The organism is Stagnihabitans lacustris, from assembly GCF_025950525.1.
Lineage (GTDB): Bacteria > Pseudomonadota > Alphaproteobacteria > Rhodobacterales > Rhodobacteraceae > Stagnihabitans.
In genome coordinates this window covers 76834-102653 of sequence record NZ_JAPDGS010000006.1, presented here as the reverse complement: position 1 = coordinate 102653, position 25820 = coordinate 76834, and the positions used below count along the sequence as shown (strand labels likewise).

30 protein-coding genes and 1 tRNA gene are annotated in these 25820 nt (G+C 62.6%); 23 read left to right on the top strand and 8 right to left on the bottom strand.

Translation table 11 applies throughout. The features are described from left to right. Positions 1-14: 14 nt before the first annotated feature. Together NX862_RS14625 and bcoG are read right to left on the bottom strand one after the other, a co-directional pair. A complete protein-coding gene (locus NX862_RS14625; RefSeq protein ID WP_264494668.1) occupies positions 15-416 on the bottom strand; it encodes a hypothetical protein in 402 nt (133 codons plus the stop codon). Continuing rightward, positions 413-1327 (bottom strand): 3-dehydrocarnitine:acetyl-CoA trimethylamine transferase BcoG, encoded by a 915-nt coding sequence (gene bcoG / locus NX862_RS14620; RefSeq protein ID WP_264494667.1) that lies wholly within the window; start codon positions 1325-1327, stop codon positions 413-415. Before bcoG ends, NX862_RS14625 begins: the two co-directional genes overlap by 4 nt. A gap of 68 nt (positions 1328-1395) precedes the next feature. Between bcoG and NX862_RS14615 the strand changes: the two genes are divergently transcribed. Continuing rightward, entirely contained in the window at positions 1396-2355 is a 960-nt protein-coding gene (locus tag NX862_RS14615) for a GlxA family transcriptional regulator (RefSeq protein ID WP_264494666.1), read from the top strand. A 130-nt stretch (positions 2356-2485) separates the two neighbouring features. Here NX862_RS14615 and NX862_RS14610 read toward each other — a convergent pair whose 3' ends face one another. Beyond that, positions 2486-2767, bottom strand: coding sequence for a DUF1330 domain-containing protein (locus NX862_RS14610; RefSeq protein ID WP_413694576.1), 282 nt, complete (start codon positions 2765-2767; stop codon positions 2486-2488). Beyond that, positions 2767-3405: a GntR family transcriptional regulator gene (locus NX862_RS14605; RefSeq protein ID WP_264494664.1), complete on the bottom strand. Its 639-nt coding sequence runs from the start codon at positions 3403-3405 to the stop codon at positions 2767-2769. Before NX862_RS14605 ends, NX862_RS14610 begins: the two co-directional genes overlap by 1 nt. 89 nt (positions 3406-3494) lie before the next feature. Between NX862_RS14605 and NX862_RS14600 the strand changes: the two genes are divergently transcribed. Genes NX862_RS14600 through NX862_RS14585 form a run of 4 tightly spaced genes read left to right on the top strand, consistent with a single transcriptional unit; the run spans position 3495 to position 8331 of the window. After that, complete coding sequence (locus NX862_RS14600; protein ID WP_264494663.1) at positions 3495-4094, top strand: amino acid synthesis family protein; 600 nt, start codon at positions 3495-3497, stop codon at positions 4092-4094. Positions 4095-4152: 58 nt separating this feature from the next. Then, on the top strand, positions 4153-5781 hold the full coding sequence (locus NX862_RS14595; RefSeq protein WP_264494662.1) for an alpha/beta fold hydrolase: 1629 nt from the start codon (positions 4153-4155) through the stop codon (positions 5779-5781). Further along, the gene (locus NX862_RS14590; protein WP_264494661.1) at positions 5778-6812 is read left to right on the top strand and encodes an LLM class flavin-dependent oxidoreductase; all 1035 of its coding nucleotides are present in this window, start codon (positions 5778-5780) and stop codon (positions 6810-6812) included. The genes NX862_RS14595 and NX862_RS14590 overlap by 4 nt, the downstream gene beginning before the upstream one ends. A gap of 55 nt (positions 6813-6867) precedes the next feature. Next, positions 6868-8331: an aldehyde dehydrogenase gene (locus NX862_RS14585; protein ID WP_264494660.1), complete on the top strand. Its 1464-nt coding sequence runs from the start codon at positions 6868-6870 to the stop codon at positions 8329-8331. 105 nt (positions 8332-8436) lie between these two features. On the opposite strand, the gene NX862_RS14580 is transcribed toward NX862_RS14585, so the two are convergent. The 4 genes from NX862_RS14580 to rplU all read right to left on the bottom strand — a co-directional run bounded on the left by NX862_RS14580 (position 8437) and on the right by rplU (position 10279). Further along, a complete protein-coding gene (locus NX862_RS14580; RefSeq protein ID WP_264494659.1) occupies positions 8437-8952 on the bottom strand; it encodes a GNAT family N-acetyltransferase in 516 nt (171 codons plus the stop codon). Next, positions 8949-9494, bottom strand: coding sequence for a GNAT family N-acetyltransferase (locus tag NX862_RS14575; protein WP_264494658.1), 546 nt, complete (start codon positions 9492-9494; stop codon positions 8949-8951). Before NX862_RS14575 ends, NX862_RS14580 begins: the two co-directional genes overlap by 4 nt. Before the next feature lie 120 nt (positions 9495-9614). Then, the gene (rpmA, locus tag NX862_RS14570; RefSeq protein WP_264494657.1) at positions 9615-9884 is read right to left on the bottom strand and encodes a 50S ribosomal protein L27; all 270 of its coding nucleotides are present in this window, start codon (positions 9882-9884) and stop codon (positions 9615-9617) included. 11 nt (positions 9885-9895) lie between these two features. Beyond that, complete coding sequence (gene rplU / locus NX862_RS14565) at positions 9896-10279, bottom strand: 50S ribosomal protein L21 (protein ID WP_264494656.1); 384 nt, start codon at positions 10277-10279, stop codon at positions 9896-9898. Positions 10280-10712: 433 nt separating this feature from the next. Between rplU and NX862_RS14560 the strand changes: the two genes are divergently transcribed. From NX862_RS14560 to NX862_RS14475, 18 genes are all read left to right on the top strand, one after another. Beyond that, a tRNA-Ser gene (locus NX862_RS14560) sits at positions 10713-10802 on the top strand. A gap of 101 nt (positions 10803-10903) precedes the next feature. Then, positions 10904-12511, top strand: coding sequence for a site-specific integrase (locus tag NX862_RS14555; RefSeq protein WP_264494655.1), 1608 nt, complete (start codon positions 10904-10906; stop codon positions 12509-12511). A 90-nt stretch (positions 12512-12601) separates the two neighbouring features. Next, positions 12602-13804, top strand: a complete 1203-nt coding sequence (locus tag NX862_RS14550) for a phage portal protein (protein WP_264494654.1) — start codon at positions 12602-12604, stop codon at positions 13802-13804. Next, a complete protein-coding gene (locus NX862_RS14545) occupies positions 13797-14123 on the top strand; it encodes a gene transfer agent family protein (RefSeq protein WP_264494653.1) in 327 nt (108 codons plus the stop codon). The genes NX862_RS14550 and NX862_RS14545 overlap by 8 nt, the downstream gene beginning before the upstream one ends. Beyond that, complete coding sequence (locus NX862_RS14540) at positions 14120-15652, top strand: phage major capsid protein (RefSeq protein WP_264494652.1); 1533 nt, start codon at positions 14120-14122, stop codon at positions 15650-15652. Before NX862_RS14545 ends, NX862_RS14540 begins: the two co-directional genes overlap by 4 nt. Positions 15653-15656: 4 nt before the next feature. Continuing rightward, positions 15657-16253: a hypothetical protein gene (locus NX862_RS14535; RefSeq protein WP_264494651.1), complete on the top strand. Its 597-nt coding sequence runs from the start codon at positions 15657-15659 to the stop codon at positions 16251-16253. Positions 16254-16339: 86 nt separating this feature from the next. Continuing rightward, a complete protein-coding gene (locus NX862_RS14530) occupies positions 16340-16624 on the top strand; it encodes an HNH endonuclease signature motif containing protein (protein WP_264494650.1) in 285 nt (94 codons plus the stop codon). Positions 16625-16740: 116 nt separating this feature from the next. Further along, positions 16741-17526 carry a TIGR04255 family protein gene (locus tag NX862_RS14525; protein WP_264494649.1) on the top strand — a complete coding sequence of 262 codons (786 nt, stop codon included), beginning with the start codon at positions 16741-16743 and terminating at the stop codon, positions 17524-17526. Positions 17527-17566: 40 nt separating this feature from the next. Continuing rightward, positions 17567-18070 carry a hypothetical protein gene (locus tag NX862_RS14520; RefSeq protein WP_264494648.1) on the top strand — a complete coding sequence of 168 codons (504 nt, stop codon included), beginning with the start codon at positions 17567-17569 and terminating at the stop codon, positions 18068-18070. Further along, positions 18071-18727: a hypothetical protein gene (locus NX862_RS14515; RefSeq protein ID WP_264494647.1), complete on the top strand. Its 657-nt coding sequence runs from the start codon at positions 18071-18073 to the stop codon at positions 18725-18727. Positions 18728-18889: 162 nt separating this feature from the next. Next, the gene (locus NX862_RS14510) at positions 18890-19180 is read left to right on the top strand and encodes a head-tail connector protein (protein ID WP_264494646.1); all 291 of its coding nucleotides are present in this window, start codon (positions 18890-18892) and stop codon (positions 19178-19180) included. A gap of 1 nt (position 19181) precedes the next feature. Next, positions 19182-19619: an HK97 gp10 family phage protein gene (locus NX862_RS14505; protein ID WP_264494645.1), complete on the top strand. Its 438-nt coding sequence runs from the start codon at positions 19182-19184 to the stop codon at positions 19617-19619. Beyond that, complete coding sequence (gene gp17, locus NX862_RS14500) at positions 19612-20043, top strand: tail completion protein gp17 (protein WP_264494644.1); 432 nt, start codon at positions 19612-19614, stop codon at positions 20041-20043. The genes NX862_RS14505 and gp17 overlap by 8 nt, the downstream gene beginning before the upstream one ends. A 1-nt stretch (position 20044) precedes the next feature. Continuing rightward, entirely contained in the window at positions 20045-20359 is a 315-nt protein-coding gene (locus tag NX862_RS14495; protein WP_264494643.1) for a phage head closure protein, read from the top strand. Further along, on the top strand, positions 20356-20997 hold the full coding sequence (locus NX862_RS14490; RefSeq protein WP_264494642.1) for a hypothetical protein: 642 nt from the start codon (positions 20356-20358) through the stop codon (positions 20995-20997). The genes NX862_RS14495 and NX862_RS14490 overlap by 4 nt, the downstream gene beginning before the upstream one ends. Continuing rightward, on the top strand, positions 20994-21383 hold the full coding sequence (locus NX862_RS14485; RefSeq protein WP_264494641.1) for a phage terminase small subunit P27 family: 390 nt from the start codon (positions 20994-20996) through the stop codon (positions 21381-21383). The genes NX862_RS14490 and NX862_RS14485 overlap by 4 nt, the downstream gene beginning before the upstream one ends. Then, positions 21355-22992, top strand: coding sequence for a terminase large subunit (locus NX862_RS14480; RefSeq protein WP_264494640.1), 1638 nt, complete (start codon positions 21355-21357; stop codon positions 22990-22992). The genes NX862_RS14485 and NX862_RS14480 overlap by 29 nt, the downstream gene beginning before the upstream one ends. 15 nt (positions 22993-23007) lie before the next feature. Continuing rightward, the gene (locus tag NX862_RS14475) at positions 23008-25449 is read left to right on the top strand and encodes a hypothetical protein (protein WP_264494802.1); all 2442 of its coding nucleotides are present in this window, start codon (positions 23008-23010) and stop codon (positions 25447-25449) included. Positions 25450-25820: the final 371 nt, after the last annotated feature.

Below are 25820 nucleotides of genomic sequence, written 5' to 3'. Positions count from 1 at the left end.
TTCCTTTGGGGCGGTCAATTGACCACCTGAACGCTGCGACCGGTTTTATCCAGGATCTGTCCCATGGCCGAAAAGGCGCGACATTCCCGGGTAAGCGCATCGCAGGCCAATTCGCAATCCGTTGATTTTGTGCAAGCTTTCCCGGCATCCAGGCGGGGAAAACTGCAGGTGAAAACCGGCGCCATCGTGTCCGAAAGCCGCGGCGTCCCGCCATCGGCGGCACAGGCGGCAAGGTCGGCCGGCGCCTTGGTGATGCGGCGGGCATAGCACACCGTGGCCCCCCCGGAGGTGGCAGAACGATAGGCGCTGCAACTGTCCAGGGTCAGAGGTTTGCCCGCGGGCGTTACCCATTTCGCCTCGGCCCCGGCCGGAAGGGCCAGGGCAAGCGTCAGGCACAGGGCGACCCAGCCCCTCATTTCGGCAGCGGCGCCCGCTTTTCCAGCTTCAGTTTCGCGCGCACCTCGGCCGGCGTGATCACCCGGGCGCCAAGGTTGCTGATCACCGTCACCGCGCGTTCAACCAGCTGCGCATTGGTGGCCAGCACGCCTTTGTCCAGCCACAGGTTGTCCTCCAACCCCACCCGCACATGGCCGCCTGCCAGGACACTTGCCGCGACATAGGGCATCTGATTGCGGCCCAGCCCAAAGGCGCTGAAGGTCCACGAAGACGGCACATTCGCCACCATCGCCATGAAGGTGTGCAGGTCGTCGGGCGCGCCCCACGGCACGCCCATGCACAGCTGCACCAGCACCGGGTCAGGGATCACGCCCTCGGACGCCAGCTGCTTGGCCAGCCACAGGTGGCCGGTGTCAAAGGCCTCGATCTCGATGCGCACGCCCGCCGCCGTCATCCGCCGCGCCATGTCGCGCAACATCCCCGGCGTGTTGACCATCACATAATCGGCCTCGTTGAAATTCATCGTCCCGCAATCCAGCGTGCAGATCTCGGGGCGACATTCGACCACATGGGCCACCCGCTCCGTCGCGCCTGCCATATCGGACCGCGGCCCGATGCGGCCCATATCCTCGGTGCCCTCGAAATAGATGTCGCCACCCATCCCCGCCGTCAGGTTCAGAACCACATCCGTGCCCGAGTCCCGAATCCGCTCCGTCACTTCGCGGTAAAGCGCCAGATCGCGCGACGGCTTGCCGGTTTCCGGGTCGCGCACATGGCAATGGACCACCGCCGCCCCCGCCTTGGCCGCCGCAATCGCGCTTTCGGCAATCTGCTGGGGCGAGCGCGGCACATGGGGCGAGCGGTCCTGCGTGCCGCCCGATCCGGTCACGGCACAGGTGATGAAGACTTCGCGGTTCATGGTCAGCGGCATATCGGGACTCCCTTTTCGCCCATGATAGCGGCCTTGCGCGGCCGCGCTTGACGATTTACGAAATTCCCATGTCACTTTCCGCAACAATCTTCGCCCCATCGCCCAAGCCCCTGACCCTGGCCCTTCTGGTCCTGCCCCAGGCCTCGATCCTGGAGGTCGCCTCGACGCTGGACCCGTTGCGCGCGGCCAACCGGCACCTGGGGGCCGAGGCCTATCGTTGGCGCGTCGTCACGCCCGATGGTGCGTCGGCCCCCCTGACCTGCGGGATTTCGCTGCCCGCGCATGGCCCGCTGACCGAAGCCGAAGGCGCCGATGCGCTGATCGCGGTCGTGGGCTTTCGCCAAGCCGAGGTGGCCACGCCGCAGTTGATCCGCGACCTGGCCCGCATGGCGCCGCGCTTTGCCGCCCTGGGGGGGATCGACGCGGGCGCCTGGGTCCTGGCGCGGGCGGGGCTCTTGAACGGCTACCGCGCCACCGTGCATTGGGAGGACCTGGAGGACCTGGCCACAGCCCATCCCGGGGTCGAGGTCCTGCCCGACCGCTGGGTCATCGACCGCAACCGCTTTACCGCCGGCGGCGCCGCGCCCGCAGCCGACCTGATGCTGCACCTGATCACCAGGCGCCATGGCCCGGCGCTGGCCCGTCAGGTGGCGCAAAGCTTCCTGACCACGCCGCACCCGGGCCACGAGCCCCAGGTGACGCCGCCTGCCCCCAGTTCCCTGGACCCGCGGGTGGCCCAGGCCATCGCCCGGATGGAAGCCCGGCTGGAACATCCCGAACCCGCCAGCGCCACGGCCCGCGCCGTGGGCCTGTCGCCGCGCCGGCTGGAGTCGCTGTTCGCCCAAAGCCTGCAGACCACCCCCGCCGCCCATGCGCTTGGCCTGCGCCTGGCCGCCGCCCGCCGCCTGCTCAAGGACACCCGCCATCCCCTGACGGAAATCGCCCTGCGCACCGGGTTTTCCAGCCCCTCGGCGCTGTCGCGCGCCTTCAAGGCCCGCTATGGCCAGCCGCCAAGCAGCCTGCGCTAGGACCAAGCCCATCGTCGCGCTCGGCTGCGACCCAAGGCCCGGTTCTGGCGCAGGGGTCCCCCCGCCCCATTCATCTGTTCAAAAATATCCCGGGGGTGCGGGGGCTGCCCCCCGCTTACACGGCCCCCACTTACACGCCATCCACCAGAACGACGGCCACTTCGGCAGCCCCGACCCGCGCCGCCCGCGCGGACTGATATTCCGCGCTCGCGTAACAGGCCCGGGCCGCGGCCAGCGAGGGAAACTCGATCACCACATGGCGCGGCGCCTCAGGCCCTTCCAGCACCTCGCCCGGCCCCCGCGCCAGAAACCGCGCGCCATGGGCGGCAAAGGCCGCGGGCGCAAGCGCCTGATAGGCCTTGTAGGCCTCGGGGTGCGTCACCGTCACATGGGCAATCCAATAGGCCGCCATCACGCCTCCAAGATCCGCCGCGCGATGGCGGCCGCTTCGGTCAGGTGGGCGCGCACGGCGGCCTCGGCCCCTGCGCCGTCGCCGGCAATCACCGCCTCGGCAATCCGCGTCATCCGCACCAGGCCCGAGACCTTGCGGTCGCTGGACGCCAGCGTCAAAGCCCGCAAGCGCGAGATGCGGCCGTTCAGCCGTTGCACGATCTCCCAGGCGATGTCGTGACCGGCGGCCTTGAAGATCACCTCATAGAACCGCGCTGTGGCGTCCAATGCGCCCTCGCCGCCGATCCCGGCCAAAGCCGCGCGCACATCGGCCCGCACCATGTCATCCGCCCGCCCGGCACATTCGCGCGCCGCATGGGCCTCCAGCATCACCCTGATGTCATAGATCTGCCGCGCCTGGCCCCAATCCAGCCGCGCCACCATGGGGCCGCGCGTGCCCTCTTCGACCAGGCCTTCCGCCTCCAAGATGCGGATGACCTCACGCACCACGGACCGGGAGACGCCGAGAAGGTCACAGAGGTTGCGCTCGATCAGCCGCTCGCCGCTGGCGAACCGCCCCGCGACGATGGCGCCGCGCAGCCGTTCCAGCACCACATCCCGCAGCCGCGCCGGGGCCTCGATTTTCAGATCGCTTTCCATGGGGCCGACCCTAAACCGCCCCTGTGGCAAAATCAACGTTGACATTCCGTCTTATGGTATACCAAACTTGGCGAAAGCTTGGAGGCCCCATGACGCTGATCCGCAAGACCCATCTGCAAATCGAAACCACCCTGGTCGAGGGCGGCCGCGCGGCGGAACGTCCGCTGAAACTGATCGCCGCCGCCGCCGTGATCAAGAACCCCTGGGCCGGTCGCGGCTTTGTCCAGGACCTGAGGCCCGAGATCTGGGCCGTGGCCCCGATCCTGGGCGAGACGCTGACCGCGATGATCCTGGATGCAGCCGGTGGCGGCGACAAGGTCGAGGGCTATGGCAAGGCCGCGGTCGTGGGGCTGGACGGCGAGGTCGAACATGCCTCGGCGCTGATCCACACGCTGCGGTTCGGCAATCACTACCGCACCGCGGTCGGCGCCAAGACCTATCTGGCCTTCACCAACACCCGTGGCCCGGCCAATTGCCCGATCATGATCCCCCTGATGGACAAGAACGACGAAGGCCGCCGGTCACATTACCTGACGATCCAGTTCGCGCTGCCCGATGCCCCCGCCGCCGATGAGATCGTCGTGGCGCTTGGTGCGTCCATCGGCGGGCGCCCGCATCACCGCATCGGCGACCGGTATCAAGACCTGAAGGACCTGGGCCATGATGTCAAAAACCCTGCAGGGGTCTGACGGCACCCTGACTTGGGCAGAGGCGGGCCCCCAGTCTGCAAACGGCGGGGAGCCGCTGGTGCTACTTCACGGTGTCGGCATGTGCGCCGAGGCCTGGGGTCCGCAGATCGCCACCCTGTCGCAGACCCACCGGGTGATTGCGCTGAACATGCCGGGCCATGGTTCAAGCCTGCTCCCCGATGGCGCGCTGTTGCCGGACTATGTCGCCTGGGCGGCACGGGCGATTGACGCCCTGGGCCTGGGCCGGGTGAATGTCGCGGGTCACTCCATGGGCGCGCTGATCGCCTTGGGCCTGGCGGTGGATCATCCGGCAAAGGTGGCGCGGGTGGCGCTGTTGAACGCCGTCCACCGCCGCGCCCCAGAGGCCCGCGCCGCCGTGCTGGCCCGGGCCGAGGCCATCGCGGGCGGGGAATTCGACCTCGACACGCCGCTGAACCGCTGGTTCGATGCCACGGACCCCAATCGCTCCCTTGTGGCGGGCTGGCTGTCCCGGGTCGACCGCAAGGGCTATGCCATGGCCTACCGCGCCTTTGCGCTTGGCGATGCGACCCATGCCGAGGGCCTGGCCCGCCTGACCATCCCCGCGCTGTTCCTGACCGGGGATGGCGATGCGAACTCGACCGCCGAGATGGCCAGGGCCATGTCCGGCACCGCCCCGGACGGCCGTGTCCTTGTCATCGCGGGACATCGGCATATGGTTTCCCTGACCGCACCAGACGCCGTGAGCGCCGCCCTAGGGGATTGGCTTGCGCGGCCCGCACAAGGACAGGACAGAATGACCCAGGATCAACGCCGCGCCCTGCGGGACGCTTTCGGCACGTTCATGACCGGCGTCACCGTCGTCACCACGCTGGATGGGGACGGCAAACCGGTGGGCTTCACCGCCAACAGCTTTTCGTCGGTGTCGCTGGACCCCGCGCTTCTGCTGGTGTCGATTGCGAAATCCTCTTCGAATTACAAGACCTTCACCCAAGGAACGCATTTCGCCATCAACATCCTGGCCGAAGATCAGCGCGACGTCTCGACCGTTTTTGCCAAGCCCGTGGCCGATCGCTTTGCCCAGGTGAACTGGCATGTCGGGCCCCAGGTCTCGCCCATCCTCTTGGGGGTGGCGGCCTGGTTTGACTGCACGACACATCAGGTGGTGGATGCGGGGGATCATGCGCTGCTGATCGGGCGGATCGACAGCTTTGGCGCGACGCCCGCGCCGGGGCTTGGCTATTACCGGGGCAGTTATTTCACCGCCACGGCGGCGGTGCGGACCGGGCCCGAAGTCGTGGTCTCTGCCGTGATCGAGCAGAATGGCGCGGTCCTGCTGGTCGATGACGGCTTGGGGGGCCTGACGCTGCCGACCGCCAAGGTCGGCGCCAAGGGGGCTTCGGCCACGGTCTGCGACCTGATCGCAGCGCTGGGGCTGAACGCCGCGCCCGGCTTCATCTATTCGGTCTTCGAGGACATCGCGCGCGGCCATCAGCACATGGCCTTTCACTGCCCCTGCACCGGGGGCACCCCCACCCGTGGCGGCTTTGTCGACCTGTCGCCCGCAAGCCTGGCCGATGTCACCGACCCGGCCTTGCGCACCATGCTTTTGCGCCTGTCCGAGGAAAGCGCCCAAGGCAATTACGGCATCTATTTCGGCAACCAGACCCAGGGCCGCGTCGCCCGGGTATCAGGAGAGACCCCATGAAATTCTCGCTCTTCGTCCATATGGAGCGGATCGACCCCGGCCAGTCCGAGGCGCAGCTTTACGAGGAAATGGTGGAACTGTGCCGCATCGCGGATGAGGGCGGCTTTCACGCCATCTGGACCGGTGAGCATCATGGCATGGCCTTCACCATCGCGCCCAATCCGCTGTTGAACCTGGTGGATCTGGCGCGGCGGACCAAAAATGTCCGGCTGGGCACGGGCACGGTGATCGCGCCCTTCTGGCACCCGATCAAGCTGGCAGGTGAGGCCGCGATGGCCGATATCATCTCTGGCGGGCGGATCGACCTGGGCGTGGCACGCGGCGCTTATGGCTTTGAATATGAACGGGTTTCGCCGGGTCTGGACGCCTGGACCGCGGGGCAAAAGATGCGCGAGATGATCCCGGCGCTAAAGGGGCTTTGGGCGGGGGATTACGCCCATGACGGCCAGTTCTGGCAGTTTCCGAAAACCACCTCTTGCCCGCGGCCCTTGCAGGCGGAATTGCCGATCTGGGTGGCGGCGCGCGACCCGAACAGCCATGAATTCGCGGTGGCCAATGGCTGCAACGTGCAGGTGACGCCGATGGCTGCGGGGGACGAAGAGGTCCAAAGCCTGATGGACAAGTTCAACGCCGCCTGCGCCAAGTTCCCGGATAAAAAGCGCCCGCAAATCATGTGCTTGCGCCACACCTATGTGGCGGACAGCGAGGATGACGCGATGCAGGGCGCCCGCGACCTGTCGGTGTTTTTCAACTATTTCGCCGCCTGGTTCCGCAACGACCGCCCCATCGACGGCGGGCTGATCGCCGAAATGTCGGCCGCCGAAATGGAGGCCTTCCCGCAATATTCGGCCGAGGTCCTGCGCAAGAACCACATCGTCGGCCAACCCGCCGAGGTCATCGATCGGGTGAAAAGCTATCAGGCGATGGGCTATGACGAATTCTCGATCTGGATCGACTCGATGATGCCGTTTGAACGCAAAAAGGCCTCGCTGGAACGGTTCATCAAGGACGTGATGCCGGCTTTCGCCTGACACCCAAAGCCCCGGGGCTTGCGCCCCAAGCTACGCGGCTGACCTGGAGCAACCGATGGACGAATTCCACCTCTATATCGACGGCGCCTTCGTTCCGGGGGAGGCGACCTTCCCGTCGTTGGACCCCGCCACCGGCACGCCCTGGGCACTGATGCCGGAGGCCCGGGCCCCGCAGGTGAACGCCGCCGTTCAGGCCGCTTACGGCGCGTTCCATGGGCCCTGGGCGCAGATGACCGCGACCCAGCGGGGGAAGCTTCTGCTCAAACTGGCCGATCTGGTGCAGGCCGCGGCCCCCCGCCTTGCGGCATTGGAGACCCGCGACACCGGCAAGATCATCCGCGAGACCTCGGCGCAAATCGCCTATGTCGCCGATTATTACCGCTATTATGCGGGCCTCGCGGACAAGATCGAGGGCGCGCATCTGCCCATCGACAAGCCCGACATGGAGGTCTGGACCCGGCGTGAACCCATCGGCGTCGTGGCCGCCATCGTGCCCTGGAACTCGCAACTGTTCCTGTCGGCGGTCAAACTCGGCCCCGCCTTGGCTGCGGGCTGCACCGTGGTGCTCAAGGCGTCCGAGGACGGCCCGGCGCCCCTGCTGGACTTCGCGAAACTGATCCATGAGGCCGGCTTTCCGCCCGGCGTGGTGAATATCATCACCGGCTTTGGCCCCGACTGCGGCCATATCCTGACCACCCATCCCAAAGTCGCCCATATCGCCTTTACCGGCGGCCCCGGCACCGCCCGCGCGGTCGTCAGGAACTCGGCCGAGAACCTGGCCTCGACCTCGCTGGAACTGGGCGGCAAATCGCCCTTCATCGTCTTTGCCGATGCCGATCTGGACTCTGCGGTGAACGCCCAGGTCTCGGGGATTTTCGCGGCCACCGGGCAAAGCTGCGTGGCGGGGTCCCGCCTGCTGATCCAGTCCAGCGTCAAGGACGCCTTCCTGGCCAAACTGAAGGCCAAGGCAGAGGCGATCCGCATCGCAAGTCCCCAAGAGATGACGACCGAAGTCGGACCGCTTTGCACCCAGCGCCAGCGCGACCATATCACGCAGCTGATTGCGGCTTCGCTGGCCAAGGGCGCAACCCTCGTCACCGGAGGCAAGCCCCTGCCCGGCCCCGGCTTTTACTTCCCCCCCACGATCCTGGATTGCAGCGCCGCCCCCGAGGCCCCCGCCATCCGCGACGAATTCTTCGGCCCCGTCCTCTCGGTCACAAGCTTTGACACCGAAGAACAGGCCTTGGCGCTCGCCAATGACACCGAATATGGCCTGGCCTCGGGCGTCTTCACCGCCTCCCTGACCCGCGCGCATCGGATGATCCGCGGCCTGCGCGCCGGCGTCGTCTGGGTCAACACCTACCGCGCGGTGTCCCCCATCGCGCCCTTTGGCGGTCACGGCCTGTCCGGTCACGGCCGAGAAGGCGGCCTCGCCGCCGCCCTGGATTACACGACCACGAAAACCGTCTGGCTGCGCACCTCGGATGATCCGATCCCCGATCCTTTCGTGATGCGCTGATCGCTTTCATACTGACCCAAATATTCCGGGGGGTGAGGCCCAAAGGGCCGAGGGGGGCAGCGCCCCCCTTTCCGCGCCGTGACACCGCCGCCGAAAGATGAAGATTTAGACCAAATTGTAAGCGGAAAGCCCGAAAGCCTGGGCGGTCAGGCGCAGGGTGACATGGGGTCGGTCCTGACCCATCGGGCGACAGAACTTCACATCCCGCGCGACTTCGGCAAAACCCAACTTCGCGAGGACCCCGGCCGAGCGCGCATTGCCCGCAAAATACCCCGAGCCAACCTCGCCGCCGCCCCCCGCGAAATGCACCCCCAAAGCCGCGCCCGCGGCCTCGGTCGCAAGCCCGCGGCCCTGCGCCCAAGGCAAAAGCCAATAGCCCAAGGTCGCGTTTTCCATCCCCAGCACGCCGGCAAAGCGCCCCGCCTCCGTCATCGCCCAAGTCTGGCCCGGATGGGCCATCCCCGTTTGAAAGGCCTGAAAATCCGCCGCCACATAGGGATAGGGCACGACCGACAGCCAGCTGGAAACCGCCAGATCGTTCAGCCCCTGCAGGACGCACACCTGATCCTGCGGCCCAAGGGGGCGCAGGATCAGGCGCGGGGTTTCGATGCGCGGTGTCACGGCTTGCAGATATAGGTCCAGGTCGGCACCCGGGCGCCGCGTGCGACCGAGTAAGTCTCGGCGTCACCTAGATATTCAAAGCCGCAATTGGTCAGCACGCGGGCAGAACCCGGGTTGTCCTGAAACACCTCGGCAAAGATCGTGCGGTTCTTTTGCGGGTTGGCGCCGACCAGCGCCCGCACGGCCTCGGAGGCGATGCCGGTGTTCCAAAAGGCGGGCGCGACCCAATAGCCGATCTCGGATTGGCCGCGGTCAAAGCGGCTTTCGTCCATCCGCTTCAGGCTGATGACGCCCAAAACCTCGGCCAGACCGGATTCGGCGCCATCCATGACCCAGACATCCTCGTCCGAAGGCTTGGCCGCGCGGGTCACAAAGGCCTCGGCGGCGCCGGGCGGCAAGGGATGGGGGATGGACCGCGTCGCTTCGGCCACGCGGCGGTCGCCGGCATACATGGCGAACAGCCCGGCATCCGAGCGCCGCACCGGACGCAGGCAAAAGCGGCCGGCCGGGATCGTCTGGGTCAGTGTCAATTCGATATTCATGGCTTCCTCCTCGAAGCGCATGGAGCCCTTTGGTCCGATATAGGAAGCCAGAGCCCGAAAAACCACGGGGGACCGGCTGTTGCCGATCCCCCGTTTACACGACTTATGTAAAGGTTCGGCTTATTCGGCCGCTTCGGCCACCGGCAGGACGGAGATAAAGGTGCGACCCTTCATGCCCTTCTTGAAAGTCACCTTGCCATCGACGACGGCAAAGATGGTGTGGTCGGTGCCCATGCCAACGCCCTCACCGGGGAACCACTTGGTGCCGCGCTGACGAACGATGATATTGCCCGGGATGGCAGCCTGGCCGCCATAGAGCTTGACGCCAAGGCGGCGACCTGCGGAGTCACGACCGTTGCGCGAAGAGCCGCCTGCTTTTTTGTGTGCCATGGAAGCTCTCCTTACGCGTTATGGGCGGCGCGGCGTGCGGCCGCGGTGCCGGTTGCGGCGGTGACACCGGTGGTCTCGGCGCCCGAGGCCAGGACTTCGGTCACGCGGACAAGCGTCCACTGCTGACGGTGGCCCTTGGTGCGCTGCGACGAGTGTTTGCGGCGACGCTTGACGAAGTGGATCGTCTTTTCGCCCTTGATCTGGTCGATGACTTCGGCCTGAACCGCAGCACCGGCCACGAGGGGCGCGCCCACGACGGTGGCTTCGCCGCCAACCATCAGGATTTCGTTGAACTGGATCTTTTCACCAGCGATGGCAGCAAGCTTTTCGACACGCAGGACATCGCCCGCACGCACCTTGTATTGCTTGCCACCGGTCTTGAGAACGGCGAACATGGTCTTCCCTTTTCAGTTCCGCGCCCTTTGGTCCCCTTTCGGGAGTTGCCGGGGCATGCCCCACCTTCGGACTGCGCGCCCCTTGGCGGGGCGACAAATCAAAACACCCGGGCGACGACTCATGTCTTCCGGGTCGCGCCTTATGATCCGGAACCGGGCGGAAAGTCAAGCACCGCAGGGCAAAGGCGGCGCGCTGCCCCGGGCTTGACCCCGGGCCTGCGGGCTGGGCGTGGCGGGCCTTTGGCGCCGACACGCCAAGGGCCTTGCCCCCGAGGCTCCGGGTCTAGCCCGGAGCAGCCCGCCACAGGGGGCAAAGCGGGCGAAGGGGCGCGCGCGACCCTGTCGGAGAAATTTCGAAAATCGCGCCAAAGGGGGCTTGCGCCCGCCGAAAGCCCCCGCTAAATCACCGCCCTATAGATGACCCCTAAACCGCGGAGAGGTGACGGAGTGGTCGATCGTGGCGGTCTCGAAAACCGTTGTAGGTTTGCGCCTACCGTGGGTTCGAATCCCACCCTCTCCGCCAGTTATCCCCTAACAGACTGATTTTGCTTAGACCCCTTGTAAATAAGGGGCTTTTCTACAACCTTCGCTACAAATCTTGCTACAGAACGCAGGTGCGAAGGCATGAAAAACGTCCAGCATATCCGGGGAAAATGGGTGGCGCGCATCGTCGTCCCTGACGAGCTTCGTCCTGTCATCGGGAAGCGCGAGCTTGTCGAAGAACTGCCGACCGAGGCGAAGGCGAGGGAACGCCGCGCCCTCGCGGTTTTGAACGGCTTTCATGCCCAGCTTGACGACGCCCGCGACAAACTCGCCGCTTCGCGCCCGACGGCCACGACGGCAGGAAAGGCGCATTACCGAGCCGAACTAGAGGCCGATGACCGTGAGCGCGAGGTTCCTGTTGTTGGAACGGGGGCTTTGCCCGTGCGCCCGATCTATGCGCGCAAGCTCCGGCTTCTGATCGGCGGCAAGCTGGAAGCTGATGAAGCTGAAGCCCTGATCGGTTATGCGGCGAACGACCTGATTGCGCGTGGCCTCGCGCCTGACGTTCGAAGGTCAGACCTTTTAAAGCTCCTGGCAGAAGTCCAGCTCGAAGCCCTCGCCCGATTTGAAGAGCGAGACGAAGGCAAGATAAAGCTGCCTACCCCGACCCTGCCGATCCTGAATGAACCCGACCCCTCCCCGGTATCCGCGCCAAAGGCCTCGCCGACCGGTGCAACCTTGAACGACGTCCTGAAGGGCTTCCACAAGGAAAGGAACGCGGGCGGGCGCACTCTGGCCCAAAAGACCATGGATGAGCATGAGGTCGCCGTTCGCATGTTCGAAGAGGCGCAAGGCGGGCCTGTCGCAGTCAAGGCGATCACAAAGCAAATGGTCATCGCCTATAAGAAGACGCTCCTTGAGACACCTACGCGCTACACTCAGCGTTTCCCCGGCCTGACCTTGCCGCAGGCGATCAAGGCGAACGCCAAGCGCCCCGAGCCCTATGAGACGCTGAGCCCGCAGACGATCAACATGAAGTGGCTGTCGCATCTGTCCAGCATCCTGCAATGGGCCACGAATAACGCGCTGATTGACTTTAATCCGGCGAAGGGCGTGCGCGTCGATACCGGCAGCGCGATCCACAAAGAGCCGTCGCGCAGACCGTTCGACGCTGAAGAGATTAAGCTGATCTTCGGAAACGAGATTTTCGCCGCCCCTGCCCGCTATGAGTCGCGTCAGTGGGCGCTTCTCCTGGCACTATACACCGGCGCGAGGTCGTCCAGCGAACTTGCTCGCATCGCCCTTTCGGACGTCACCAAGGATCAAGGGATTGACGTTTTCGACCTGTCCGGCGCGTCAAAGAACACGCGCAGCAAGAGGCTTGTTCCGATCCATACCGACCTAATCAAGCTCGGCCTCTTTGAATATGCTGCGAAGCTGCGTGCGGAAGGACAGACGAAGCTCTTCCCCGACTGGGAGCCTGAAGACCGGATCAACCGCTGGTTCCTGCGCACGTTCCTTCCGAAGCTCGGCATCGACGCAAGCGACAAGGTTTTTCACAGCTTCCGACATAACTTCAAGACCGAGCTTGTCAGGAGCGGGTGTTCGAGAGAACTGCAAGACCTGATCACCGGTCACGAAGATCAGTCTGTCGCTGCCGTCTATGTGCATGAAGCGCCCATCAAGCGCATGTCTGAAGCCCTGAACAAAGTGAACTTCGGCCTTCCCATTCAGGCGCTCAAGACCTGAACGTTATAGTATAACATTTACCTTGTCGGGTTCGGCTTGAGTGTGGTATTATAATACCGTGTTCGAGTAACGAGTTTTCCCATGGGTATCATGTCCAGCCTCGCCCGCGTGTTTGGGCGAGGAGCTTCTGAAACGAAGGGCTTCGGCCTTACCGACCCCGAAATCTTCCCGATCTTCGGGACGGTTCCGGCGATCACAGGCCTCGCCGTGGGGCCTGTGGTCGCCATGCGTATCCCTGCCGTCGCTTGTGCTGTCGGGCTGATCGCCGAGACTGTCGGCGCCTTGCCGGTGAAGCTCTTCGACCATGACACCAAAGAGGCCGTGAAGGATCATCCGGCCTATCGCCTACTTCACGGTGAAGCGAACGACTGGACAAGCGCTGAGAGCCTTCGAACCGACCTGACCGGCGACGCGCTCTTGAATGACAAGGGCGGCTTCGCGCTTGTCGTCCGCAACAGCATGGGCGAACCTGTCGAACTGCACCGCCTTTCGCCCTCTGTCGTGTCCGTCAACCATCAGCCGGACGGCGAACCTTTCTATCTGGTTTCGACCGATCAGGGGCAGACCCGTTACAGCTATGCCGACATTCTGCATATCCAAGCGTTCGGCGGCGTCGCGCCGATCACCACGGGCAGGAACGCCATAGCCCTCGCGGCAGCGTTCGAAGCCCATATCGGCAAGGTCTTCGCCAACGGCGCGCAGCCGGGCGGCATCATTACCGCACCGAAGACCCTGACCGAAGAGGCGAAGGCGAACCTCAAAAACGCATGGATGAACACGCATTCCGGCCCCAAGGCGGGCGGCGTCGCGCTTCTTGATGAAGGCATGGCCTATCAGGCCGTCACCATGACCCTGACCGATGCGCAGTTCGCCGAGAACCGCCTTGAACAGGTGCGCGAGATCGCCCGCGTCTTCCGCGTTCCCCCGACCATGCTCTTCGAATTGACGCGCGGCACTTGGTCAAACACCGAAGAGATGGCCCGGCAGTTCCTGACCGTCACCCTGAAGCCCTGGTTACTGCAATGGTGCTGGGCCTATGCGCGCTGCCTTCTGACCCCGGAAGAGCGCCGCAGCCTCTATATCGAGTTCGTCACCGATGACCTGACCACGACCGACACCGCCGCGCGTGCTGCCGCTTTCGGTCAGTATCGCAGTATGGGCGCGATGACGGCGAATGAAGTGCGCGCCGGTCTGAACCTTCCGGCGCATCCCGAGGGGAACGCGCTGCAAAATCCCTATACCACGACCGCGCCCGCCTTGCCCGCGCCGACGAAGGACCCTTCCGATGTCTGACCGTATCACGCATGTCACCTTCTTTGGCGACGCAACGCACAACTTCACCTTGACCGATCCGATGATCGCCGAGCTTGAGCGCCTGACCGCAACCGGGATCGGCGCGCTCTATTTCCGAGTCATCAACATGCAGTTCAACGCCGACACGCTCGGCGAGATCATCCGGCTTGGGCTGATCGGCGGCGGCACCGACCCTGAAACGGCGAAGCGCCTTGTCGATACCTACGCCCGGAACCGCCCGCTCGCCGAGGTCTTCCCCCTCGCCCTGGACGTGCTTGATGCGCGCTGGACGGGCAAGCCGCAGGAGGCCGCAGCATGACCGATCAGCTTGAACTGAAGGCTTCTCTGACCGTCACCGAGGCGGGCGAGATCACTGGCCTTGCTTGGCCCTTTGGCTCGTCCGACCGCGTCGGCGACGTGATCGAAAAGGGTGCATTCGACACCACGCCCGCAACGCTGCCCATGCTCTTCGCCCATGATCAGGGGCAGGTTATCGGCGTCTGGGATCAGATCGCCGAGACGCCCGAGGGCCTGACCGTCAAAGGGCGGCTTCTGATCGAAGAGGTTGAACGCGCCCGCGAAGTGCGCGCCATGATCAAGGCAGGCGCCGTCTCGGGCCTGTCCATCGGCTTCGTCACCAAATCCGCCAAGCCCCGCCAACGCGGGCGCACCATCACCGCGCTTGACCTGCATGAGGTCAGCATAGTTGCCGTCCCGGCGCATCCGGGCGCGCAGATTACCTCTGTCAAATCAGTCACCAGTGAGACCGTTATGGAAAACAACGACCCCAAGACCCCGGCCAATGCGCCGGATATCGACACCAAAGCCTTCGACCTCATCCGCGAGCGCCTGGACAAGCTGGAAGCCAAGGGCAACCGCCCCGGCGTCCAGATCACCGGCCCCAACCCTGACAAAGCCGACCGCAAAGCCTTCGTGTCCTATCTGCGGCGCGGCGTCGAACGCATCTCGCCTGATGAGATCAAGGCCTTGACCGTCGCCAGTGACCCGAACGGGGGCTTTTTGGCGCCGGAAGAGTTCGGCAACGAAGTGCTGAAGAAGCTGATCGAGTATTCGCCCATCCGGGCCTATGCGAACGTCATCCAGATCAGCGCATCGGAGATCAAATATCCCCGGCGTCTGACCGGCACCGCCGCGACCTGGGTGAACGAAACCGACGCCCGAACCGCTTCCGGCATGACCTTCGAACAGGTCACGATCACTCCGCAAGAGCTTGCGACCTTCACCGAGGTCTCGAATGCCCTTTTGGAAGACAATTCCTACAATCTTGAGGGCGAGCTTCTGAACGACTTCGCCGAGAGCTTCGGCAAGGCGGAAGGCTTCGCCCTGGTGAAGGGCACGGGCACCGGCCAGCCGAAAGGCCTCATGGTCGCGAGCGGCATCACTGAGGTCAAAACGGGCGTGGCCGCGAGCTTCCCCGCGTCGAACCCGGCTGATGTCCTGATCGCCGCCTATCACAAGCTGCCGACGACCTATGCGCAACGCGGCGTCTGGATGATGAACCGCAACACCATGGCTGTCGTGCGCACCTGGAAGGACTCCACCGGGCGTTACCTCATGCTTGACCCGATCAGCGCCAACGCACCGACGACACTTCTCGGGCGTCCCGTGGTCGAAATGCTGGACATGGACGATATCGGCGCTGGCCTCTTCCCGATCATCTTCGGCGATATGTCTGGCTATCGGATCGTTGATCGCATCGGCCTGACGACGCTGCGCGACCCCTACAGCCTCGCGACGGTCGGACAGGTCCGGTTCCATGCGCGCAAACGTGTTGGCGCAGACCTGACCAACCCTGACCGCTTCGTGAAGATCAAGGTCGCGGCCTGACGTCATGACCGGCCTCTTCACCGAGGACGAGTTCACCATCACGCACGGCGGCTTCGCCGTGCGTCTTCGTCCGTCCCTTCGCGCTGCAATGCGCCTTGAGCGCCTGCATGACGGCTATCCGGCGCTTCTGGCAAAGCTGGACGCCTTCGATACCCTGACCGTGCGCAAGGTTATGCAGATCGCCGCAACCAATAAAGGCGCGGCAGACGCCTTTCTGAGCCATGCGGCGAGCCTGCCCCTGTCTGTTTGGCAGGAAGGGACACAAGAAGCCCTACGCGGCCTTTGTGGCGCGCTGTTGCGTTCTGATGCTGACGGCACCCCGGCCAAGCCCAACGCGAAGCCGATGACCTGGGCGCAAGCCTATGCCGAGCTTTACCGGATCGGCACCGGCTGGCTCGGCTGGACGCCTGCCGAGACCTTGGCCGCGACGCCTGCCGAGATCACCGAGGCTTTCGAAGGGCGTATCAGCCTCTTCAAGGCCGAACACGGGATCACAGATGACGACAAGGCCAAAGCTGCGTCCGGTGATGATCTTGCCGACCTACCCGACGACGAGTTCGACCGTGCGGGCTTCGAAGCCTTGCGCGCAAGTCTGATGTAAACGGAGTTCCCATGCCCCGCCCGCCCCATATCTGCACCTGTGGCAAGATCGTGCCCCATGGCCAGCCCTGCACCTGTCAGAAGACCATGACCCGCGCCCGGAAGCGGCGCCATGACCTGAACCGCCCTTCCGCCCGCGAGCGCGGCTATACAACCGACTGGGACAAAGCGCGGAAGGAATACTTGGCGTTTCATCCGGTATGCGCGATGTGCGGCAATGCTGCGACCTTGGTTGACCACATCACGCCGCACAAGGGCGACAAGACGCTCTTTTGGGATTGGCGAAACTGGCAGGCGCTTTGCGTGCACTGCCACTGCTCTCGAAAGCAAGGACAGGAAGCTAACATGCAGTTAAGAAGGAAAAATATTTAGTCGTTGCAGCGCCAGCCTCGGCGAGTATACGATGCCGTAGGTTCGATTGAACGCACGAGATCCAGAACGTGCGGATGGGCCGAGCAAAGCGAAGGAGTGATCGGTTGTTCCCCGAAATGGATCGTGTGATCTACGACCACAACCCACTGTTCGAAGTCGTTGCACAACTTCAATTTCCCACAATATTGAGTATTGGTGTTGATATTCCTGCAAAATTTCAAGAGTTGGTGCGCAGGTCTTTCCCATTGGTTGAAATCAAGCATGCGATTAATGTGAATGTTGACGTAGCTCTCGGCGAAGCAAAGAGTCATTCCAAGACTTTCTATGAATTTCTCAGCGAAGACAAGGCGTTCAAGATAGTTCTCGGAGATGATTTTATCGCCCTCAGCACGTCCCAATATAGGCACTGGGAAGACTTTTCAAACCAACTAAAGTTGGCAATTGATGCGTTGGGGGCTGTCTATGATGTTCAGTTCTTCACAAGAATAGGTTTGAGATATGTTGACATCATAGATCGAGCGCATTTGAATCTAAAAGAAATTCCCTGGGCGGAACTTCTGAGACCTTCCTTGCTTGGAATACTGTCGGAAGAGTTTGGGGCGGATGACCAGATAAAGATAGAGTCAATGGTCACCAACTTTTCCTTGGACGGCGGAAATGTAAAGTGCACCTTTAATTGCGGCCTCCCAAACCCGGATATTCTCAATGACGATCAGCGCAAGTCAGCTGAAAATGGCAACTTGATCGTCCTGGACACAGACTTCTTCAGCCCTGAGGGCAATACAAATGCAGCAGACGCTTTTTCATCGCTCGCAACATACAACAAGTGCACTCGGAACGCTTTCCGATGGGCAATCAAAGAACACCTTCATAAAGCACTTGGACCACAGGCGCCCAAGTAATTCTTTTGAGATTGTCATTGTAGATCAGGGCGGACAAACGATGAACGTCGCGCAAGCACTCGCGAGTTTTACGCGGCCCGAATCAACGTGTCAGCCTACCGAATCCGATTTCTTTTCAAGCGTTCCCGTTTATCGCCACGACGGCCGGGGATGCGACTTCTTTCGTCATAACCTTCCGAGGTTAGGGCACGCGTCGAAGCCGGTTGTTCCCCTTGTGGTTTCTGGAGCGAGTGATGACCTGACTTGGTATTTCGATATGCTCGCGCTTGGTTCTGACGCTCCTGAGGCAACCGTGGTTCAGACCAAAGCAGTTTTGTCGGGTGTGCTTGAGCTGGTGGCGAAAGGTAATTTCCGAACGCTTTCTAGGATTCTAGCTGAAGAAAAGACACTCACGGTGAATACCACGGCATTAGTAGCCATGGCTCGTGCGGCTCACAGCTACTGTGATCGCATTGTTTCTTGGGCTGCTTTTGTTGGAAAACTTGTCAATATAGTTGAAGATAGAGGAATGAACGCGAAGAGGGTTCTTCGGGGGCTCGTGTAGATGAAGTTGGCTGCTCGAGCGGAAGAGTATCCTTCTGCCGAAAATACTCTCTACACTGCTATCGGATCATCTAGTGGTGTGCAGCTTCATTGCGGATTTGTGATAGTTAATCCAGACAAGAGCCAGACCTTGGTAGATCTTGCATGGCATCATCGGCTGAGATCTGATCCGTATGATTGCAACTATTTCTGCTTTGAAACGGGCCTTGATGCGGTGAATCAGAACATCGTAGCGGCGTTCTGCTTACTAGTGGCTGAGCGTAACGCTAGCGCCATACCCTATGGCTTTCGATTTGAAAACTTGAAATTCAGCACGGCGACTGGAGATGCTGGTGATGTCCCAATTGGGCATGGGATGACATGCGCAACATTTGTTTACTGTGTGCTAAATTCTTTGAGCCTACCTCCCTTGGATTTGGTTGATTGGCCGGAGCGAAGTGATGATGAGATGTGGATGAAGCAAATCGTTACTGTTTTGGAGAGAAATTCGGCAAATCAAGGGCACGTTGACGCAGTTACTGCCGCTGGCCCTTACATTCGGCTCAGACCTGAAGAGATCGTTGGATCAGTCTGCGCTGATCCAAGTGATTGGCCTCAACATCACGAAGAGGTCGAAGCTGTTTCAAAGGCGATTCGAGAAATCGTTTTGGCCGGTTAGACCCACGCGGCTTGGGTCGGCTCGTTGCCTATCGGGGTGGCTGCCAACTTCCCACGTTGTTGAGGACCGGCGCGGGGAGGTCCGCACAAGAGTGTAATAATATAACTTTTCCAGCCTCCGTTACTGTGGTATCATGATACCACAGTAACGAGTGAGCCTGTTATGTCCGTCACCCTTGTCGCCGATCTTCGGGCGCATCTGAACCTTGACCATACCGCAGACGATGCGCTTCTCGCGCAGAAGCTGGACGCAGCGGAAGATTTCGTCGCGGCAACTGTCGGCAACCCCCTTTATTTCTATGGCGAACCTCTACCGCCGATCCTGACCCAAGCAATCCTGATGCTTGCAGCCTATTGGTATGAAACGCGCGAAGCGGCAGCGCCGGGTTCGCCCTACGTTGTCCCGTTCGGCTTCAACGACCTGCTGCAACCCTATCGGGCTTGGACGGTCTGACATGGGCGAAGATACCCTGACCATGCAGGCCGCGCGCCTTTGCGCCCGTCTGGAAGCTATCCCCGCTGAGATCGTCATTCAGGTTCAGCCTACCCTTGTGGCCTGCGCCGAAGACCTCGCCCATGTTGCGCGTGCCCTGGTGCGGAAAGACTCGGGCGCGCTCGCCGAGAGTGTTACCGTTACCCCGCCCGGCGCCGAAACACCCGCCTATGCTGAAGGCGGCGGGCGTCGAACGGCAGGCGAGAACCAAGCCCTCGTCACCGTTGGCAATCCCGAAGTGCGCTACGGGCACTTTGAAGAGTTCGGCACCGTGAAGGCAGAGGCGCACCCCTTCCTTATCCCGGCCGAGCGCTTGACCCGCGACCGGAGCAAACGCCGCATCGCCCGCGCTGTGTCGAAGGCGATCAAGCAGGCTGCGCAAGGGGGTAGCGATGCTTGAACCCTCCCTCGCCCTTCAAGCTGCCGTGCGTGCTACCCTGATCGGCAACAGCACCGTGACGGCGCTCGTCCCGGCTGATCGCATCCGCGCCGGAAGCACCCGTCCTGACGTCTTCCCGACGGTCATTCTTGCAGGGTCTCAGACGCAGTTCCTCGGGCGCGCTGCCGCTGGTCAGTTCGTGGCGCGCGTCTTCCTTGACCTGAACATCTGGGCCGTCGAAGACGGGCCTGACACCGCCCGCGCCATCGGCTTCGCGGCACTGAACGCGCTGATCGAACCGCCCGAGGCGGCGGCCATGATGCAAGGCTTCGAAGTGGATGAATGGGCGGCGCCCCGCCTGCTGTGGATGCGCGACCCGCAGCCTGAACACGCCTATTCGCATGGCGTCATGTCCCTTGAAGCCGTCATCCGGTGGAGGGCCTGATATGGAAGCGGGCAAACTTGATCGCTTCATCACTGTCCAGCGCAAGAGCGTGACCGTCTCGGCGACTGGCGCAATCACCGAGACTTGGGCGAACCTCATGGCCGTGCGGGCGGCGATGCTGGAAATGACCGCAGATGAGATCGTGGGCGACTTCGGTGAAGCCGAAGCGAAGACAGTGGTCTTCCTGGTGCGTTGGCATCCGTCGCCGATCACGACCGGCGACCGCATCCTTTGTGAAGGCGCCACCTATGACCTGAAGGAGATTGTCGAAGTCGGACGGCGCAAGGGCTGGAAACTGCGCGGGGTGGCGCAATGAAGCCGGTTGCGATCTTCCTTTATGAACTGTCCGGCCAATCTGCCGCACCCTTCGCGGCGGCGGGCTGGGAGTGCTTCTGTATCGACATCGCGCACAAGAAGGCACGCACGGTCGGCAACGTTCACTTTGTCAAAGCCGACGCCCGACACTGGATGCCGACGCGCGACATGGTTGACCGCTGCCGCTTCTTTGCGGCCTTCCCGCCCTGCGATGACCTGGCGACCTCGGGTGCGCTCTGGTTCAAGGGCAAGGGGCTTCACGCCCTCTCCACTGCCATCGAACTTTTCGCGGTGGCGTCGAAATGGGCCGAGTTCATAGGCGCGCCTTATCTGATCGAGAACCCGCGCAGCACGATCAGCACTTATTGGCGCAAGCCCGATTGCACCTTCGACCCTTGCGACTATTCCCAGCTCGCGCCGTCTGAGCACTACACAAAGAAGACCTGCCTTTGGACGGGCGGCGGCTTTGTCATGCCGCCGAAGTGCCCTTTACCTGGTCCGGCGCGCGAGAATGTCATTCGTGACATGAAGGGGAAAGGGCGCGACCGCGCCAATGCGCGCAGCGTCACCCCGCTCGGGTTCATACGCGCTGTCTATGATGCGAACTTCGGCAGCGCGCCGGGCGTGAGGGCAGCATGAGCAAGCACCTTCGCGGCGTGAAGCCTGCCCTTTCGACGGATAGCGAGGCCCTGACGAAGGTTCCTCGCGGCCCGTCGCACCTTTCGACCCATGCGCGAGCGGAATGGGTGCGCGTCATGCCGCAACTGATCGCACGGCGCATCATCACCCGCGCCGATCTTGCAGGGCTTGAGAACTACTGCACCGCTGTCGGCTATGTCCGGCAGATCGAAGAGGCGCGCATTGCTGCCGGTGGCGATATCGACGTGAAGCTCTTTGGCGTCCTGAACCGGGCGGCGCAGACGGCGCGGCAGCTTGCCGCTGAATACGGCCTCACCCCGACAAGCCGCGCCCGGATCGGCAGCGCCGCGCCCGAGGATGATGACGACAACCCCCTCGCTGTCTGACATGCCTGCCGCGACCTTCCCTGATTGGATTTATGACGGCTCGCCCATCCCCGACCCGCTCGGGTATGGAGAGCGCGCCGTCACCTTCCTGCGGCGGCTACGCCATCCTGCCAGCACCGCGCCGGGGCGGGCTTTCCAGCTTTACCCTTGGCAAGAGCGGATCGTCAGGCGCATCTACGGGCCGCGTCACCCAGACGGCTCGCGGATCGTGCGCACGGTCTTCCTGATGCTACCGCGCGGCAACCGGAAAACCTCGCTCGCCGCTGCGCTGTCGCTTCTGCATGTCATCGGGCCTGAGAAAGTGCCTGCCGGTCAGGTCATCTTTGCCGCTTCGGATCGGGAACAGGCAGGGATCGGCTTTCGCGAGGCCGCGAATATCATCCGTGAGGATCGGCGGCTGAAGGTCGTCACGGCAATCAACGACGCCTTCAACTCGGCGAAGCAGATCAGGAACATCGTGAACGGCGCGACCCTACGCGCCGTATCCAGCGACGGGCGGGCGCAACATGGCACGACGCCTTCCTTCGTCCTAGCAGACGAGATTCACGCCTGGCAAGGCCGTGACCTTTGGGAGGCCCTTAAGTCCGGTTTGGCCAAAACGCCCGCTAACCTCCTGGTCATCGCAACGACCGCAGGGCGCGGCAGCGAGAACCTGGGCGCCGAGCAATATGACTACGCCCGACGTGTCGCCTTGGGCGAGATCGTCAACCCCGAGTTCCTGCCGATCATCTTCGAAGCCGGGCCGGAAGACGACTGGCAGGATGAGGCGATGTGGTCGAAGGTGAACCCCGGCCTTGTGCATGGCTTCCCCTCGCTGCCGAGCCTGCGCGCCCTTGCGACCGAAGCCGAACACCGACCTGCCGACCGAGCGGCCTTCCTTCAGTTCAACTTGAACGTCTGGCAGGCGAACAGCCGTGACCCGCTCTTTGACCTGGGCACTTATGACGCCCGCACCTTCGAAGAGGACGAAGCCGATCTTGAGGCCCTGCCGTGCTGGCTTGGCGTCGATATGTCCATAAACGGCGATCTGACCGCGATTGTCGCGGCGTGGCGGCATGATGACGGGCAGATCACCGTTCGCCCTACCTTCTTTGTTCCTGGTGAAGACCTTCGCGGAAGGGCGCAGCGTGACGGCGTGCCCTATGAGCGGTGGCGCGACGAAGGGCTTATCCGGGTTTGTGCCGGGCCGATCATCAACCCGGAAGAGGTCGAAGCTGCTATCCGCGACCTTTGCGCGACTTATGACGTGCGCGAAATCGCCTTTGACCCGCACCTCGCCCGCGTCGTCATGCAGCACCTCGCCGACGAAGGGCTTCCTGTCGTGGAAATGCGGCAGACGCCTTTGATCATGGGCGTCGCGGCTGGTGATCTTGAGCGCACCGTCAACGGGCGTCTGATCCGTCATGGCGGTCATCCGGTGCTTCGGCAGCACTTCGCGAGCGTCGTCGTCTCGCGGGGCACCTCTGGCCTCGCCCGGATGCACAAGGCGCGGGCAACTGAGCGCATAGACGGCGCAATTGCCGCCGCTATGGCCGTCTCGCGGGCCTGTGCTGCCGAGTCTTCCTTGTCCAGCTACTGCGCGCCGGGATCGGCGCTGTTCACCTTCTAGAGTGAGGATTTACCCATGACTGACACAACCCTTCCCGGCCTGATCGTTCCCGTCGAAGCGCGCATCGACAAGCTGGAGCGTTCCCTGAAACGCGCTGCCGATCTTCAAGCGCGCGCCGCTGGCACCATGGAAAAGCGGGCGAAGCAATCCGCCGACGCCATGGCGAAGAGCTATGAGGGCGTAGGGGCGCGCATAGGCAAGGCCTTCAAAGGCCTTGCCGTGCCCTTCCTGGGGGGCGTCGCTGGGGGTGTCCTGAGTTCCGCCCTGGGTGCGGTATCAACCGACATTCGCGGCCTTATCGGCGACCTTGGTGACCTGAACGACGCTGCCGATCGGCTCGGCGTCACGACCGAAACGCTTCAGGGCCTTCAATACGGCTTCAAGCTTCAGGGCGTGGATATAGGCGAGACGACTTCCGCGCTTGAGAAGTTCGTGGATGGGATCGGGCAGGCCGCACAGGGAGAAGGCAAGCTCAAGGCAACCTTCGACCGAGCGGGAATCTCCTTGCGCGATCAGAAAGGCAAGCTGAAGGACACGACGACCCTCTTGAAAGAGTTCGCCGATCTTGTTGACCGGACCTCTGATCCTGCCGCGAAAATGGCCCTCGTCACCGATGCTTTCGGGCGGGGCGGAAAAGGGATGGTCCTGGCGCTGGAAGGTGGCGGTCAGGCGCTTGATGACATGATCGCCGGGGCGAAAGAGGCGGGCGTCGTGCTGGATGACGGTCTGGTCAAGTCGGCTGCGCTTTTGGATGACAAGTTCGATATCCTGACGACGAAGGTTCAGACTTTCTTTCAGAGCGTTGCCGTTCACGCCGCCGAAGCTGTCGGCGCAGTGCAAACGCTGAACGACAACCTGCCCAACCTTCAGCCTGATCGGGGCGGGGATGCGGGGAACCTTATCACGCCCGAGGTCGCGGGAGTCTTGGCCGTTGATCCTGGTGCAGTCGAAAAGACGACTTCGCAACTTGCCGACATCTCGGCGGCCTATGACGACCTGACCTTCAGCGTGACGCAGGCGACGGGCACCATGTCCGGTGAGATCGCCAACCTCGCCGACATTGGCGACACTGACACAGCCCTCACGCTCGCCGATATCACAGGACAGATGAACGACCTGACCGGCAAGATGCAACAGGGCCAGATTCCGGCGAAAGACTACAGCGAGAAAATGTCAGGTCTCGCGACCAAGGCGAAGGCCGCGCTAGAAGAGGCGCAGAAGATCAACAAAGTTGACCTGTCTGATGCGCTCGCCGCTATTGATCGGATCGGCGGCGCATTGGATCGCGTCTTCGAAGCTGCGCAAAGCGCCGTCAATGAGATGGGGCGTCTCGCCGGTGTTACGCCCGGAACGCTGGTCGAACCGCCCGAGCGCACCGAACTGCCGGGAATGAAAGGGCGCGGTGTCGGCGCATGGAATGGCGTTTCGCCGATGACTTCGCCGCGACCGAAAGGAAAACCGACTGATATTGATTTTGGCGTTTCCGAAACGCCGCGCAATTCGCGCTCTGGTGGCGGCGCGGGTAATTCGTTCGAGAAGCAAATTCAGGACATGCAGTCTGAAACGCGCGCCCTTGAGGCCGAAGCTGCGGCTCTGATTGCAACTGCGGGCGCAGGGAAAGAATATGGCGATGCTGTCGAATATGCGCGCGAGAAAGCGAAACTTCTGATCGAAGCGCAAAAAGAAGGAAAGCAGATCACGCCGGAATTGACGGCGCAAATTGAAGAGGTCGCACAAGCTCATGTCATGGCCGGCGTCAAAGTGGACGAAGCCGCCGACAAATTGCGACGGATGCAAGAGGCCGGTAAGGGCGCTGCGGAAAGTCTCGCGCGGATGTTCACAGGTATTCTTTCCGGCACCATGACGGCGGGCGAAGCGCTGAAGGGCCTTCTGTTGCAAATCTTGGAAGTGCAGCTTCAGAAGCAGATCACGGGCCTCTTCGCTGGGGCCGGAACTGGCAGCTTCTTGGGCCAGCTCGGGATGCTCATAGGCTTCGATGCGGGCGGCTACACGGGCGACGGCGACACTCTTGAGCCTGCCGGGATTGTTCATCGGGGCGAATATGTCATCCCGAAAAGGGCAGTCGAACGGATCGGCCTTCCGGCCCTGCAAGAGCTTCACCGAACCGGCATGAAGGGGTATGCGAGTGGTGGCGTTGTCGGCGATGCCCCTTCTGGCGCCCTCACAGCCCTGGCGCGAGCGAGCCATCCTGACACCGGCCTTCGCGATCACAGGACCGGAACCGCGAGAGCCGTGAAGGCGCAAAGGTCAGAGGCCGGACAGTCTGTCACCATCAACGCGCCCGTGACGGTCAACGCGAATGGCGGCACACAGGAGCAGAACCATGACCTCGCGCAGAAGGTCGCCCGTGAGATGGAAGGCACCATGCGTAAGGTGGTGCAGTCCGAGATCATCCGGCAGTCACGCCCGGGGAACATGCTGGATCGTAATCAATGAGCCTAAGAAGGGAAAATGATGACGCACCCGGTCAAGTTTTTACTGATCGCCTGTGCGCTACATTTTATCTTATAAGGAAAAATGATGACGCATATCAAAACCGCGACAGGCGCTGCGTCATCATTTTCCCATATTAAATATAGTTCTTAAAAAAGAAGAAAACTAATACCGGAAAATGATGACGCACCTGTTGCTCTACTCGGCCCAGGAACCTGCTATGTGAAACCTGTCGCGGCTAAGAGCTTAGTTTCCCGGTCCAAACCTTCCTCGGCATATGACAGGCGTTTCCCGTCTTGTGTCAACTCTGGTCCAGACCTCTTCCGGCACCTCATGCCGTCGCACGCGCACAGAGCCCATGGGAGGCACCTTGC